Genomic DNA, 14,183 nt, shown 5'->3' on the forward strand with positions numbered 1-14,183 from the left:
CGGCCCCGCGCGCTGGCGGGGCCCTGTGTTTAGCCGATGCGGGTAAACCCGGCCTCCAGATCGGCAATCAAATCGCCGACATCCTCCAGCCCGATATGTACCCTGACCAACGTCCCGCTGAAATCCACCTCGCCGGCCGGACGAATACTGTTCAGCTCTTCCGGCTGGTTTGCCAGAATCAACGACTCGAACCCGCCCCACGAGTAGGCCATATGGAACAATGAGAAGTTATCGAGGAACGTCGACATTTGCTCATCCGTCAGGCGCTTCTTCAATACGAAGGAGAACAGACCCGAGCTGCCGGTAAAATCCCGCTGAAAATATTCGTGGCCCGGACACTCTGCTAAAGCCGGATGATTCACCCGCGCCACTTCCGGCCTCGCCGACAGCCAGCGAGCAATGTGGATACTGCTCTCTTGATGCTGTCTGAGGCGCACCGCCAGCGTGCGCAGCCCGCGGCTGCCGTTATAGGCGGTATCCGCATCCAGCGTCTGGCCCATCAGATAGGAGTTTTCGCGCAGACGATCCCAGCAGCGGGCGTTGGAGACCGCCGTGCCCAGCATGGCGTCGGAATGGCCAATGGTGTACTTGGTGCCAGCCTGAATCGAAATATCCACCCCGTAGTCCAGCGCCTTAAACAGCACTCCCGCCGCCCAGGTGTTATCGATCATGATAACGATCTGCGGATTTACCGCGCGGATCGCGTTGACCATTCCCGGCACATCCTGGACTTCCATGGTGATTGAGCTGGGGGACTCGAGAAAGACCACTTTCGTCTCCGGGCGGATCAATTCGGCAATCCCGGCGCCGATCAGCGGATCGTAATAGGTGGTTTCAACGTTGAATTTGCTGAGGATCTTATTGCAGAAGTCCTGGGTTGGCTCATAGGCCGCGCCGGTCATCAGGATATGGTCGCCGCTTTGCACGAACGCCAGAATCGCATTGGTCACCGCCGCTGCCCCGCACGGATAGAGCGCGCAGCCCGCGCCGCCTTCCAGTTCACTCATCGCTTTCTGAAATGCGAAATGGGTGTAGGTCCCGCGGCGGCCATAGAACAGCTCGCCGTTGGCGCGATTGGCGGTAGCAAACTTTTTATCTTTTACCGTCTCAAAGACCAGCGAAGAGGCGCGCTGGATAACCGGGTTTACCGCCCCCTGAGTGTAGCGTTTGTCGCGTCCGGCGATAATTAACTGCGTGTCGAGCTTGAGTGAGTTCTTCATAACGTCTCCTGTAACATCCTTATATCCGTGCGAAAGCTTATACGGCGGCAGCCGTGGATTTCAGTTCAGCCTGTGCCGGCTTTTTTCCGGCGAAGCGTTCCACAATCTGCGCGGCGTTCAAATCATGAATCACGTTGATCAGGGTCGCCGGAGCATCGGTGATGGTGCCCAATACCACCAGCATCGGGATCGCCTCCATCGGCAGCCCCAGCGTGGTGACGATAAAAATTTCACCGAGGAATGCGCCGCCCGGTACGCCGCCGACGATAATGGCGGAGAGCACGGCGATCAGCATGGTCAGGAAGAAGGTCTCGGTGGTGAATTCCATCCCCAGCACCGAATAGATAAAAACAATCTTCAGTGCGGCGATCATGGCCACGCCGCCCTTATTCAGGTTAACCAGCAGCGGAATAGAGACATCGACGATTTCCGGGTTAATGCCCATCGCTTTACCGGCGCGCAGGGTGACGGGCAGCGTCCCTAATGAGGAGCAGGTCCCGAGCGCGGTCGCCGATGGTTCAACCGCATTACGCCAGAATGCTTTCACCGCCGGCATGCCGCCGCCGATCCAGGAATAGAGAATCGAACCGAAAATAAAATAGGCCAGCGTGGCAACCATAAACAGGCCGATCGCCCGGGCAAAGGTCAGCAGCAGCCCCGAGTCCTGGCTGGCCATCGTCGCGGCAAAATAGCAGCCCAGACCTATCGGCGCGACTTTCATAATGATCGAGACGATCTTCATGATGACGGTATTGGCATCTTCCAGCAGCGAGGCAATGCGTTTACCCGCCTGTTCCGATTGCCCGATGGCCACACCGGCAATAATCGCCATCACGATCAGCGCCAGAATATTGGACTTCGAGAACAGCCCGAGAAAATCGCTGGTGGTGATCATACTGACAAAATCCATCTTCCCGCTGCCCGCCTGCACCGACTGCGACAGATCGATGGTGACTCCCTGCGCCGGGTTGTACCATAAGGCGAGCGCGACGATGCCGGCCGCGGGAATAAAGGCCATCGCAATCGAGACAATAAAGATAATCGCCATAATGCGTCCCAGCCTTTTCAGGTCGGTCATACTGGCGATCGATGACATCACGCTGATTCCCACCAGCGGGACAATAATCATGAATAGCAGGTTAAGGAATATCTGACCTATCGGCTGTAATTTACCCGCCAGTCCCGGGGCGTAAATACCTGTCAGGCCGCCGATCACCAGGGCAATTAATAAAATAATAGAGGATTTGTAGGGTTCGAGTCGTGACCACATAACCGGTACCTTTTAATTAAAATTATATTAAATGAGATTAAATTCACAATTTAATGACTTTATGCGACGCCTCCTTTTATTTTGTGATGCAACTCACTTAAGTTGTTATTTTTTCATTTTGCCAGCAAGTTGTTTCCTGTGATTCAATAGTTGCATGTTTCAGATACGAATGTAACGGCTCATTCGTACCGTTTTTGCAAATCACTTGTGAATTAAAGGAAAAAATGAGCACGCCAATTTCACTCAAGCATCTGGAGTTTTTTATCAAAATTGTCGACTGCGGGGGATTATCTGAAGCCGCCGTACAGCTTAACGTCTCGCCCTCCGCGGTCAGTAAAAGCCTCTCGGCAATGGAAGATACGCTGGGCACAACATTAATTAAGCGTACCACCCGCAGTATTACGCTGACCGATGCCGGGCAATATCTCTTTAATCGCGCCAATAAGTTACTAAAAGAGTTTGATGATACGTTAAATACCACGTCCGGCTATTATCACAACCCGCAGGGTGAATTACGAATTACCTGCTCCATTGCCTTTGGCTACTCCCGGTTAGTCAACCTGGTGGATAAATATCGCCAGCAATACCCGGATGTGAATCTGTATATCGATTTGAACGATAATTTCGTCAACCTCAATGAAACCGACTTCGATATCGCTCTGCGTATCTCCACCGCACCGCCGCAAAACTACGCCATGCGCAAACTGGTTTCGATTCGCTGGGCCTATTGTGCATCCCCCGGCTATCTGGCTAAAAAAGGGATGCCGGTACGGCGCAGCGATCTGGTGAATCATGATTGCCTGGTTTATCCCGGTTTAACGCCGGTGCTGAAGGTGACCGACGAACACGATCGCCCGCATCAGCTCAAGCTGCACATGCCTATCCAGGCCAACAGCAGCCTGGTGCTGTTAAAATCGGTGCTGGAAGATCAGGGCGTTGCCTACCTGCCGACCTACCTGATCGGCGATCATATTCAGAAAGAGGAGATCACGCCGCTGATCCTCGATGGGACGATCGCCTGCGAAACCCACGCACTGTATGCGCTCTATTTCCCCAGCAAATACAGCAATCCTAAAGTACGATCGTTTATCGATTTCCTGGTGGCAGAACTCGGCCCGGTGCCCACGTGGGATAGCTGGATCCCCAGCTAGCCTTATCTCCTCTGCCATTTGATTTATTCAGAGTCCATTTAAGGAGCAAAAATGGCTGATATTACCCTGACGACCGGCGAGCGCGATCTGCTGCGCGAAAAGCTATGCGCATACTGCGAACAGAATTTTGACCTTGAACTGGAGCAGTTTGACGCCGAGTTCTTTGTCGATTTTATCGCGAAAGAGCTCGGCCCTATGTTCTATAACGCCGGGATTGAGGAGGCGATCCGCACCCACGTGGCTTACAGCGAGCGCATTCAGGAAGAGATGGATTTGAAGAAGGTCTACTAACGCCGCGGGATGGGTGGAAGATCAACAAATACATACAAACAACATGGTTATAATGGCGACTCTTTCATCATCTCCCGTGTACGGGGAAGGATAATCATGTCGCTCATCACCGATCTACCCGCCATCTTCGACCAATTCTCGGACGCTCGTCAGAAGGGTTTTCTCACCGTCATGGACCTTAAAGAACAGAATGTGCCGCTAGTCGGCACCTACTGTACCTTTATGCCACAGGAGATAGCCATGGCGGCGGGCGCTGTCGTCGTCTCGCTGTGTTCCACTTCCGATGAGACCATTGAAGAGGCGGAGAAAGACCTGCCGCGCAACCTCTGCCCGCTGATTAAAAGCAGCTATGGCTTCGGCAAAACCGATAAATGCCCCTACTTTTATTTCTCTGACCTGGTGGTTGGCGAAACCACCTGCGATGGCAAAAAAAAGATGTACGAATACATGGCCGAGTTCAAGCCGGTGCACGTGATGCAGCTACCGAACAGCGCCAGCGACGCCGCCTCCCGGGCGTTGTGGAAAGCGGAGATCAAGCGTCTGCAGCAGGTGATTGAAACGCGTTTCGCAACACCAATCAGCGAAACGGCGCTGCGTGAAGCCATCGTGTTGAAAAATCGCGAACGCCGGGCGCTGGCCAATTTCTATCGCCTCGGGCAGTTAAATCCACCGGCGCTCAGCGGCGGCGAGATACTGAAAGTGGTTTACGGCGCGACCTTCCGTTTCGACAAAACCGCGCTGATTGATGAACTCAACGCGATGGCAGAACGTATCCATCAACAATGGCGGGAAGGTCAACGACTGGAGGCCCGCCCGCGTATTCTGATCACCGGCTGCCCGATCGGCGGAGCGGCGGAAAAAGTGGTCCGCGCCATCGAAGACAACGGCGGCTGGGTGGTGGGTTATGAGAACTGCACCGGCGCGAAAGCTACCGAGCACTGTGTGGCGGAAGATGGCGACGTCTACGATGCCTTAACCGATAAATATCTCGCTATTGGCTGCTCCTGCATTTCGCCCAACGATCGGCGCCTGCAGCTGCTGAGCCAGATGGTCGAGGAGTATCAGGCCGATGGCGTGGTCGACGTCATCCTGCAGGCCTGCCATACCTACGCCGTTGAATCGCTGGCGATTAAGCGTCACGTACGTCAGCGGCACGACATCCCCTATATCGCGATTGAAACCGACTATTCGACGGCAGATCTCGGCCAGCTCAGTACCCGCGTCGCCGCATTTATCGAAATGCTGTAAGGAGCGCGCGTGATCTACACGGTAGGTATTGACTCTGGTTCCACCGCGACAAAAGGCATCCTGCTGGCAGACGGCGTCATTACGCGCCGTTTCCTCTGCCCGACCCCTTTTCGCCCCGCCGACGCCATCAACGACGCCTGGGAGACCCTGCGCGCGGGCCTCGCGGAAACCCCTTTTTTAACCCTCACCGGCTATGGTCGCCAACTGGTCGATTTTGCCGATAAACAGGTGACGGAGATTTCCTGTCACGGGCTCGGCGCACGTCTGCTGGCGCCGGAAACCCGCACGGTTATTGATATCGGCGGCCAGGACAGCAAAGTCATCCAGCTGGATGCGCAGGGCAACCTCAGCGACTTTCTGATGAATGACAAATGCGCGGCCGGCACCGGTCGCTTTCTGGAGGTGATTTCGCGAACCCTCGGCACCAGCGTCGAGCAGCTGGACGCCATTACCGAAGGCGTTGAAGCGCACGCCATCACCAGCATGTGCACGGTATTCGCCGAATCGGAAGTTATCAGCCTGCGTTCAGCCGGAGTCGCGCCGGAGGCGATTCTGGCCGGGGTGATCAACACCATGGCCCGGCGCAGCGCAAACTTTATCGGCCGCTTGTCCGCGCAGGGGCCATTGCTGTTTACCGGCGGCGTCAGCCACTGCGCCGCCTTCGCCCGCATGCTGGAGACGCATGTCGGTATGCCGGTCGCCACCCATCCCGACGCCCAGTTCGCCGGGGCGCTCGGCGCGGCGCTAATCGGCCAGCGTCTGCGGAGGCGCGAATGAGCAGTTGGCTGTATCTGTTTCATTCAACCGTTGGCGTGGTACAGACCCGCAAGGCGCTGCAGGCTGCCGGGGTTGCCTTTCAAATCAAAGATATTCCGCGTCAACTGCGCAGCGGCTGCGGTCTGTGCGTGTTGATTGAGGGAACGGAAGACGCGGCGCGAAGCTGGATAATCGCGGGGCATACGGCGGCGCTGTATCAGCAGAGTGGGGAAGCGTGGCAGTGCATCGCCAGCTTCCCGCAGAAGGATTAATCGGTAATCACGAACCGCGTCGGCGCAAAACAGTTCAGAATCCGGTGCACGAGGAAAACCAGCGTCAGCGTGACGATAAGCGAGGTGGTCACCGAGGTAATCCGGTACAGATCGCTGAAGATCAGATCCTGGTCCGGATGCAGGTTCTGGCCGAACATGATCCCGATGGTGGTGATGCTGGCGAAGCCCACCCCGGCGCCTACCTTTTCCATCACGTGCAGGCGAGCGCTAAAGGCCAGACCCAGGCCAATCAACGGCATCATCAATACCATATGATTGCTGAAATCGTAGATAAGCAGCTGCACCACCAGAATATACAGGCAGGACAGCACCACCCCCGCGACGCGCCACACCGAGCTTATCACCGCGCCGCGGTAGTGCATCGGGAACAGGATCAGGATCCCCGCCATCAGCGCCGAAAGGGAATCGCTGAGATCGCAGATCTGGAAGACCACGAAAATCAGGGTGGCAACGGTGCCGGAGAGCAGCGATTCATGCCGCACCCTGGCGGCGTCTTTCTCGATTCGCGGCGGCGGCTTACGCGGTTCGACGTCCGGAATCAGGTAATTCATTAACGCGCTGAGCGCCACCGCCATCACGCAGGCTTCCATATTAGAGAACAGCAGCGTGTGCCAGTTGCTGGTGGGATAGCTCATAAAGTTGAGCATCGTGCTCTGACAGACCACCCCCATCGATCCCAGCAGAAACAGCGGCCCCTGACTCATGAAGCGAAAACGCATCACGTAGAGGCCAAAAACCACCAGCGTCATCACAATCGGCCATTGCGACAGATAGCCGACGATCAATACCATTTCAACGCAGTTTACTGCCGCACTAAAGATAAACTGCCTGGCGACGTGACGATTAAAAACCGGCACCAGCGACAGCAGCATCAGCGGATAGACTACAAAGAAGACGCCGTACTGCACATCGTAGAAGGTCGAGATACTCAGCGCTATCATCCCGGCAAAGGCGATCCGCAGCGTCTGACGAAAGTCATTCGCCGTGTAAACGATATTACCGTGCGGGGTGAAAACGCGAGCCAGCGTATTAATAGACATAGTGCAGCAGGCTCACCAGATGGATCTGCAGGCCGGCAAAGGTGCGGGCGAACGGACCCTCGCTGTTATAGAGCTGAACCGTGGCACGGGCGCCGGTCGGCAGCGGTTTGTCCAGCGGTTCATCAAGCGCGACGTGGATCCGCATCCGCTGGGCATCGCGCACCCAGCGGGTGGACTGCTCCGGCTGCGACAGCTGGCCGTTAACCTCTTCCTGGCCGGCTAAAATCCCGGCGTCGCTGCTGGTCACGTGCGCCGGAAATACTCTCCCCGGCAGCGCATCGAAAACCACCGCAGCGTCGGTATTCACCCCGGTGTGGCGCAGGCTCTTCTCACGAAAATCAGCGACGATATCGGTATGGTTGCTGACCAGCGCCAGCAGCGGCGTGGCGGCGGTAGCATACAGACCCGGATTGAGCTGCAGGTTGCTCACCATCCCGTCCGTTTCGGCATAGACTTTACTCCAGCCAAGGTTGAGCTGCGCCTCTTCCAGCGCGTTGCGGTATTTTTGCAGCGTCACGTTACGGTTATCGTCGCGCTCTCCGCGCTGGATCAGCAGATTCTGGATGCTGGCATTCAGCGCGCTGACCGACTGTTCACTGGTCTGCCAGGTTGTGCGCACCTTATCGAGATCCGATTGCGAAACGTTCTGCATGGTGCTCAGCCGCTGATAGCGATCCAGAGTCACTTTATCGTTGCGGGCGGTGAACTGCGCGGTGCGCAGGTTGGCGCGTGCGGCGGCAAGCTGGGCATCAAGCTGCTGATTGCTCAGTTTTGCTTGCTCATAGGCGATCTGCGCGGCCTGGACTTTGTTGATAAACGGCGTCGGATCCAGCTCATAGAGCAGATCTCCTTTCTTCACCTGGCTATTGTTGTGCACATAGACCTGCGACACATAGCCGGAGACACGCGGTGAAACGGGCGTCACGACCCGCATGACGGTCGAGTCCGGCGTCAGCGGGATCCAGATATCGGCAACGATAAACCAGGCGAATATCGTCAGGAACGCGACAATACTTACCCTTACCCAGCGGGCAAATTTTTGTTCAGGGGTCATCATAGTTTTTTAGATCTTGTTATCTTCTTCGCGGATTGTCCGCAAATTGCAGGCGATGTGATTTAAGGTGGCGCTGAAGGTGGCGAGATCCGCCGCAGGAATGGTCCGGGTGACGCGGGATTGATAGGTCTCAATCACACGATTCAGTTCTTCCAGTATCGACCGGCCTTCCGCCGTCAGCGTCAGCAGGCGTATGCGTTTGTCATATGGCGATGTGGAACGCACCAGATAGCCCTGGTTTTCCAGCTGTGTGAGGGTGCGCATCAGCGGCGGCAGTTCAATACCCTGCACCTCCGCCAGTTCGCTGACCGAGACGTTATCCCCCAGCTGATGCAGCTGCATCAGCACCGTCCAGCTTGACTGGGTCAGGCCGGTATCGGTGATAGCAGAGTCAATAGTCGCGCGCCACTGGCGTACCACCATCGCCATCCGCATTCCCATCGGGCGGCGGGCGAACAGTTCGTCTTCGGTCATGTTTCTTTCCTCAGTTAGCTGAGAAGAAAATAATACTTATCAGGATAAGTATCAAGAAACGGTGGGCGCAGAAGCATTAATTGATAAATATTGTGAATGTAATAACCCTGGCGGACATTTCCCCGGTCGCGCTACCGCTTGCCGGGGCTATGGCCTCGTGCGGTTTTGTCGCCCGGACAGGTGCTCAGCAGCGCCTCCGGGAAAATCCCGGTCGCGCTGCGCTTACCGGGGCTATGAATTGGTCACCCGGGTAGCACGTTTACGCCGTCATCCGGGGAAAAGCGCATTTTTTAATTGAGCTGATCTCGCCTCAGCCCGACATCCTTGAGCTGTTCATCGCTCATTCGCTGCAAAATCCGTCGCGTTTGCTGCCGTAACCACCATTTTCTTATCATTCGGCCCAGTAATACGAAGCCGATAAACGGCTGTTTTGCCCGGTTCTCGTGAAATTCCATCCTCTACCTCCTCGCCTTGCCAGAGGCTTTATCTTCGCGGATCTGAAGCCAAACAATACAGATGCACAAAATACTTTTCTTTAACATACAGATTGATTAAAACGGTATCTGCGTGGCTTTTTTTTCATCCATCTGTACTGGTTTATCTATCTGTATGGCGGCAATAAAGGATACAGCATGACGCGTTACCAACATCTGGCCAGTCTGCTGGCAGAACGTATTGAGCAAGGGCTGTATCGCGACGGCGAAAAACTGCCGTCGGTACGCAGCCTGAGCCAGGAGCACGGTGTCAGCATCAGTACCGTCCAGCAGGCCTACCAGACGCTGGAACAGCAGCGGCTGATCACCCCGCAGCCGCGTTCCGGCTATTTTGTCGCCCCGCGTAAAGCCCAGCCGCCGGTACCGCCGATGTCGCGCCCGGTTCAGCGCCCGGTGGAGATCACCCAATGGGATCAGGTGCTGACCATGCTCGACGCGCGCAATGATAAAACCATCATCCCCTTCGGCGGCGGCTCGCCGGACGTCACTCAGCCCAGCCTGAAACCGTTGTGGCGTGAGCTTAGCCGGGTGATTCAGCATAACCTCAGCGAGGTGCTGAACTATGACGAGCTGGCCGGGCGCCGCGAACTGCGTGAACAAATTGCCCGCCTGATGCTCGACGGCGGTTCCGTGGTGACCGCCGATGATTTAGTGATCACCAGCGGCTGCCATAGCGCCCTGTCGCTGGCCCTGCTGTCGGTGTGCCAGCCCGGCGATATCGTTGCCGTCGAATCTCCGTCCTATTACGGCACCATGCAGCTGCTGCGCGGTCTGGGGATCAAAGCCATTGAGATCCCTACCGATCCGGACAGCGGGATCAGTATCGAAGCGCTGGAGCTGGCGCTGGAGCAGTGGCCGATCAAAGGCGTTATCCTGGTGCCAAACTGCAATAACCCGCAGGGTTTTATCATGCCGGATGCCCGCAAGCGCGCGGTGCTGACCCTCGCCCAGCGTCACGATATTGTCATTTTCGAAGATGATATTTACGGCGAGCTGGCCACCGACTACCCGCGTCCGCGCACCATTCACTCGTGGGATATCGACGGCCGGGTGATGCTCTGCAGCTCGTTTACCAAAACTATCGCGCCGGGCCTGCGCATCGGCTGGATCGCGCCAGGCCGCTACTACGATCGTCTGCTGCAGATGAAATACGCCGCCAGCGGGACCAACGTTCCTTCAACCCAGCTGGCCGCCTGTAACTTCATCCGCGAAGGCCACTACCATCGCCACGTGCGGCGGATGCGGCAGATCTACCAGCGCAATATGGAGATCTACACCTGCTGGCTGCGGGAATACTTCCCCTGCGGCATCTGCGTTACCCGGCCGAAGGGCGGCTATATGCTGTGGGTTGAGCTCCCCGAGCACGTCGATATGGTCTGCGTCGCGAAGCAGCTGTGCCGCCTGAAAATCCAGGTCGCGCCGGGTTCGCTGTTCTCGGCGTCCGGGAAATACCGCAACTGTTTAAGGATCAACTGCGCCCTGCCGCCGATCGATAAGCACCGGGAGGTGATGGTGAAGCTGGGGGAGGCGGTGAAGGTGGCGATGGAGTGAGTTTTTATTTCAACTAATTGGAACAATATATGCCCAGTAACCTAAAGTCATTCCTGATAAATGCATTAAGTATTATGCCAGGATATGATTTCCTCTCGGAAATGTATATATTCATTAAACACCCGGAGATATATGATGGCACTCATGAATATGCTCCACTGGTAAACTCTGGCGCTAATCTTTTCAAGTCAATACTAATTGTAGGATCCTTGATAGCGGCATTCAGTTTCCTTTCAATAAATGTAGCCCCCATAGCTAGTTTTAAATTAATATTTAATCAACTATATTGGTACACTCTTTTGTTAATTCAACCTATAAAGTTTGGTGTATTTTTCTGGCTGTGTATGTCTACAGTAACCAGATTCAAAAGAAAAGTGTGGCACAGTGTTTATTTCTTTCAAGTAATTCAAACCTACGCGGTTATCAACATAATAGTTTTTTTCTTATTTTGCATCGCAATCAACAGGGTTTTCCTTACTGGACATTTTAACAAACCATCCGGAAATATTGATCTAGTCATAGGTTTTATACTGTCGATGCTTGCTCTTATACTTACATACAGATTATTAATAGTCCCATCATTCCATTACTTATCGATATACTACAAAAGACCAGCCAGTGCAGTTATCCTACTTTTATCACTAAGCATCTCTTATTATTTATCCAGTCAAATAAGATTGATAGACGGAAAGGAAATAATAAACAAAAAAGAATTTTGCGAATTATCTTATCATTTAAAAACCAATCCATTACACATTAATGAAATCAATAAAAACTTATTCTTGAATGCGTGTATAAATATCTTCTCCCGGTATTGATAATTATGTAAAATCAGAAAGTTCCTGTTCACGTAAAGAGAGCACTATGGCCGACCTGAACCTGAGTACCCTGACGGAAGCAGACATCATCACAAAACGCGTTATGCCCGCCATCCTCGATGCTGGCTGGAACGACACAACGCAAATCAGACAAGAAGTCAAACTCCGGGACGGCAAAGTCATCGTGCGCGGTAAGGTTGCAGCGCGTAGAACGGTGAAATCCGCCGATATCGTGTTGTATCACAAGCCGGGCATTCCGCTGGCAGTCATTGAAGCCAAAGCCAACAAGCACGAAATCGGCAAGGGGATGCAGCAGGGCATCGAGTACGCGCGCCTGCTGGACGTTCCTTTCGTCTTCGCCACCAACGGCGACGGTTTTATTTTCCGCGATGCCACGGCAGCCGAAGGCGAGCTGCTCGAAAAACATATTACTCTGGACGAGTTTCCGTCGCCAGATGAACTCTGGCATAAGCTCTGCGTCTGGAAAGGCTACACCGCAGCCCAGCTCCCGGTGATTACCCAGGACTACTACGACGACGGCAGCGGTAAATCGCCGCGTTATTACCAGCTACAGGCCGTCAATAAAACCATTGAAGCCGTCTCTGCCGGGCAAAACCGCGTTCTGCTGGTGATGGCTACCGGGACGGGGAAAACCTATACCGCTTTCCAGATCATCTGGCGCTTATGGAAAGCGAAAAGTAAGAAGCGGATCCTGTTCCTCGCCGATCGCAACATTCTGGTCGATCAGACCAAAAATAACGACTTCCTGCCATTTGGCGCGGCGATGACCAAAGTCACCGGGCGCACTATCGATCCGGCATTTGAAATCCACCTCGCACTATACCAGGCCATCACCGGCCCGGAAGAAGATCAAAAAGCCTTTAAACAAGTGGCGCCGGATTTCTTTGATCTGATTGTGATCGACGAATGCCATCGCGGCAGCGCCTCGGAAGACAGCGCCTGGCGCGAAATCCTCGACTACTTCAGCGCCGCCACGCAGGTTGGTTTAACCGCCACGCCGAAAGAGACTCATGAAGTCTCCAGCACCGATTACTTCGGTGATCCGGTGTATATCTATTCGCTTAAAGAAGGTATCGAAGACGGCTTCCTCGCCCCGTATAAAGTGGTGCGCGTCGATATCGACGTCGATCTTCAGGGCTGGCGTCCCACCAAAGGCCAGACGGATAAAAACGGCGAGCTGATCGACGACCGTATCTACAACCAGAAAGATTTTGACCGCACGATGGTGATTGATGAGCGCACCGAACTGGTGGCAAAAACCATCACGGATTACCTCAAGCGCACCAACCCGATGGATAAAACCATCATCTTCTGTAACGACATCGATCACGCGGAGCGCATGCGCCGTGCGCTGGTCAATCTCAACCCGGAACAGGTGAAAAAGAACGACAAGTACGTGATGAAAATCACCGGCGATGACGACATCGGCAAAGCCCAGTTGGATAACTTTATTAACCCTAAAAAAGCCTATCCGGTTATCGCCACCACCTCCGAGCTGATGACCACCGGCGTGGATGCCAAAACCTGCAAACTGGTAGTGCTGGACCAAAACATTCAGTCGATGACCAAATTCAAGCAGATCATCGGCCGCGGCACCCGTATCGATGAACGCTATGGCAAGCTGTGGTTCACCATCCTCGATTTCAAAAAGGCCACCGAACTGTTCGCCGATGAGCGCTTTGACGGCATCCCGGAAAAGGTGATGGAGACCACGCCGCAAGATATCGCCGACCCGGAGTCTGATTTTGAAGAGCAGTTCGACGAGCACGAGGAAGAGGCCGACGACGACATCACCGGTGCCGATGAAGATCCCGCGCCTTATACCACCACCGGTTCAGACGATGTCGGTCCGTTGCCAGAAGACGACGAGAACAAGGTACGCAAGTTCCACGTCAACGGCGTCGCCGTCGGCGTGATCGCCCAGCGCGTGCAGTATTACGACGCCGACGGCAAGCTGGTCACCGAATCCTTCAAAGACTACACCCGTAAAACGCTGCTCAAAGAGTACGCCTCGCTGGATGATTTCACCCGCAAATGGCAGGGCGCCGAGCGCAAACAGGCCATCATCAAGGAGCTGGAACAGCAGGGTATAATCTGGGAAGTGCTGGCGGAAGAGGTCGGTAAAGAGCTCGACCCGTTCGACATGCTGTGCCACGTGGTGTATGGTCAGCCGCCGTTAACCCGCAAAGAGCGGGCGGAGAACGTGCGTAAGCGCAACTACTTCACCAAATACTCCGACGCCGCGCAGGCGGTGCTGAATACGCTGCTGGATAAATACGCCGACACGGGCGTGCAGGAAATAGAGAGTATTCAGGTGTTGAAGCTCAAGCCGTTCGACAGCATGGGTACGCTGCCGGAGATCATTAAAAGCGGTTTCGGCGACCGTAACGGGTATAATCAGGCCATCAGCGAGCTGGAGAGCGAAATCTACCACCTACCGCCCCGCTCCGCGTAACCACTCCCCTTTTGTGCCTTCTGCTGCCACCGCGTAGCAGAAGGCCT

General features: G+C 54.7%; 13 protein-coding genes. 7 read left to right on the top strand and 6 right to left on the bottom strand.

What is annotated here, in order from left to right; all coding sequences use genetic code 11:
• Positions 1-29 precede the first annotated feature (29 nt).
• Positions 30-1,220, bottom strand: a complete 1,191-nt coding sequence (gene metC, locus OQV00_RS23030) for a cystathionine beta-lyase (RefSeq protein ID WP_015585218.1) — start codon at positions 1,218-1,220, stop codon at positions 30-32.
• Between the two features lie 37 nt (positions 1,221-1,257).
• Positions 1,258-2,490, bottom strand: a complete 1,233-nt coding sequence (locus OQV00_RS23035; RefSeq protein WP_004857539.1) for a dicarboxylate/amino acid:cation symporter — start codon at positions 2,488-2,490, stop codon at positions 1,258-1,260.
• Between the two features lie 224 nt (positions 2,491-2,714).
• Here OQV00_RS23035 and OQV00_RS23040 point away from each other — a divergent pair, with 224 nt between their 5' ends.
• The 5 genes from OQV00_RS23040 to OQV00_RS23060 all read left to right on the top strand — a co-directional run bounded on the left by OQV00_RS23040 (position 2,715) and on the right by OQV00_RS23060 (position 6,208).
• Entirely contained in the window at positions 2,715-3,641 is a 927-nt protein-coding gene (locus OQV00_RS23040) for a LysR family transcriptional regulator (RefSeq protein ID WP_004857536.1), read from the top strand.
• 51 nt (positions 3,642-3,692) lie between these two features.
• On the top strand, positions 3,693-3,932 hold the full coding sequence (locus tag OQV00_RS23045; protein WP_004857534.1) for a DUF2164 domain-containing protein: 240 nt from the start codon (positions 3,693-3,695) through the stop codon (positions 3,930-3,932).
• Between the two features lie 96 nt (positions 3,933-4,028).
• Positions 4,029-5,180 (top strand): double-cubane-cluster-containing anaerobic reductase, encoded by a 1,152-nt coding sequence (locus OQV00_RS23050; RefSeq protein WP_004857532.1) that lies wholly within the window; start codon positions 4,029-4,031, stop codon positions 5,178-5,180.
• A gap of 9 nt (positions 5,181-5,189) precedes the next feature.
• Positions 5,190-5,957: a putative 2-hydroxyacyl-CoA dehydratase activator YjiL gene (gene yjiL, locus OQV00_RS23055; protein ID WP_266279471.1), complete on the top strand. Its 768-nt coding sequence runs from the start codon at positions 5,190-5,192 to the stop codon at positions 5,955-5,957.
• Entirely contained in the window at positions 5,954-6,208 is a 255-nt protein-coding gene (locus tag OQV00_RS23060; protein WP_004857528.1) for a putative Se/S carrier protein, read from the top strand. The genes yjiL and OQV00_RS23060 overlap by 4 nt, the downstream gene beginning before the upstream one ends.
• Here the strand turns inward: OQV00_RS23060 and OQV00_RS23065 are convergent.
• The 4 genes from OQV00_RS23065 to OQV00_RS23080 form a co-directional block, all read right to left on the bottom strand.
• Positions 6,205-7,269, bottom strand: a complete 1,065-nt coding sequence (locus OQV00_RS23065; protein ID WP_004857527.1) for a DUF2955 domain-containing protein — start codon at positions 7,267-7,269, stop codon at positions 6,205-6,207. The two genes, OQV00_RS23060 and OQV00_RS23065, sit on opposite strands and share 4 nt — an antisense overlap.
• Positions 7,259-8,326 (bottom strand): HlyD family secretion protein, encoded by a 1,068-nt coding sequence (locus tag OQV00_RS23070; protein WP_004857525.1) that lies wholly within the window; start codon positions 8,324-8,326, stop codon positions 7,259-7,261. Before OQV00_RS23070 ends, OQV00_RS23065 begins: the two co-directional genes overlap by 11 nt.
• A gap of 6 nt (positions 8,327-8,332) precedes the next feature.
• Entirely contained in the window at positions 8,333-8,797 is a 465-nt protein-coding gene (locus tag OQV00_RS23075) for a MarR family winged helix-turn-helix transcriptional regulator (protein WP_004857523.1), read from the bottom strand.
• Positions 8,798-9,087: 290 nt separating this feature from the next.
• Entirely contained in the window at positions 9,088-9,252 is a 165-nt protein-coding gene (locus OQV00_RS23080; RefSeq protein ID WP_004857521.1) for a DUF1127 domain-containing protein, read from the bottom strand.
• A gap of 177 nt (positions 9,253-9,429) precedes the next feature.
• Between OQV00_RS23080 and OQV00_RS23085 the strand changes: the two genes are divergently transcribed.
• Positions 9,430-10,842, top strand: coding sequence for an aminotransferase-like domain-containing protein (locus OQV00_RS23085; protein ID WP_015585221.1), 1,413 nt, complete (start codon positions 9,430-9,432; stop codon positions 10,840-10,842).
• An 864-nt stretch (positions 10,843-11,706) separates the two neighbouring features.
• A complete protein-coding gene (gene hsdR / locus OQV00_RS23090; protein ID WP_104895477.1) occupies positions 11,707-14,136 on the top strand; it encodes an EcoAI/FtnUII family type I restriction enzme subunit R in 2,430 nt (809 codons plus the stop codon).
• Positions 14,137-14,183: the final 47 nt, after the last annotated feature.

This window comes from Klebsiella sp. DY2415, assembly GCF_026314315.1.
In the GTDB taxonomy this organism is placed as follows: Bacteria; Pseudomonadota; Gammaproteobacteria; order Enterobacterales; family Enterobacteriaceae; genus Klebsiella; species Klebsiella ornithinolytica.

What these genes read in the sequence shown, in the direction of transcription:
- metC (WP_015585218.1), bottom strand. Translation starts at nt 1,220, where the DNA reads ATGAAGAACTCACTCAAGCTCGACACGCAGTTAATTATCGCCGGACGC.
- OQV00_RS23035 (WP_004857539.1), bottom strand. Translation starts at nt 2,490, where the DNA reads ATGTGGTCACGACTCGAACCCTACAAATCCTCTATTATTTTATTAATT.
- OQV00_RS23040 (WP_004857536.1), top strand. Translation starts at nt 2,715, where the DNA reads ATGAGCACGCCAATTTCACTCAAGCATCTGGAGTTTTTTATCAAAATT.
- OQV00_RS23045 (WP_004857534.1), top strand. Translation starts at nt 3,693, where the DNA reads ATGGCTGATATTACCCTGACGACCGGCGAGCGCGATCTGCTGCGCGAA.
- OQV00_RS23050 (WP_004857532.1), top strand. Translation starts at nt 4,029, where the DNA reads ATGTCGCTCATCACCGATCTACCCGCCATCTTCGACCAATTCTCGGAC.
- OQV00_RS23060 (WP_004857528.1), top strand. Translation starts at nt 5,954, where the DNA reads ATGAGCAGTTGGCTGTATCTGTTTCATTCAACCGTTGGCGTGGTACAG.
- OQV00_RS23065 (WP_004857527.1), bottom strand. Translation starts at nt 7,269, where the DNA reads ATGTCTATTAATACGCTGGCTCGCGTTTTCACCCCGCACGGTAATATC.
- OQV00_RS23070 (WP_004857525.1), bottom strand. Translation starts at nt 8,326, where the DNA reads ATGATGACCCCTGAACAAAAATTTGCCCGCTGGGTAAGGGTAAGTATT.
- OQV00_RS23075 (WP_004857523.1), bottom strand. Translation starts at nt 8,797, where the DNA reads ATGACCGAAGACGAACTGTTCGCCCGCCGCCCGATGGGAATGCGGATG.
- OQV00_RS23080 (WP_004857521.1), bottom strand. Translation starts at nt 9,252, where the DNA reads ATGGAATTTCACGAGAACCGGGCAAAACAGCCGTTTATCGGCTTCGTA.
- OQV00_RS23085 (WP_015585221.1), top strand. Translation starts at nt 9,430, where the DNA reads ATGACGCGTTACCAACATCTGGCCAGTCTGCTGGCAGAACGTATTGAG.
- hsdR (WP_104895477.1), top strand. Translation starts at nt 11,707, where the DNA reads ATGGCCGACCTGAACCTGAGTACCCTGACGGAAGCAGACATCATCACA.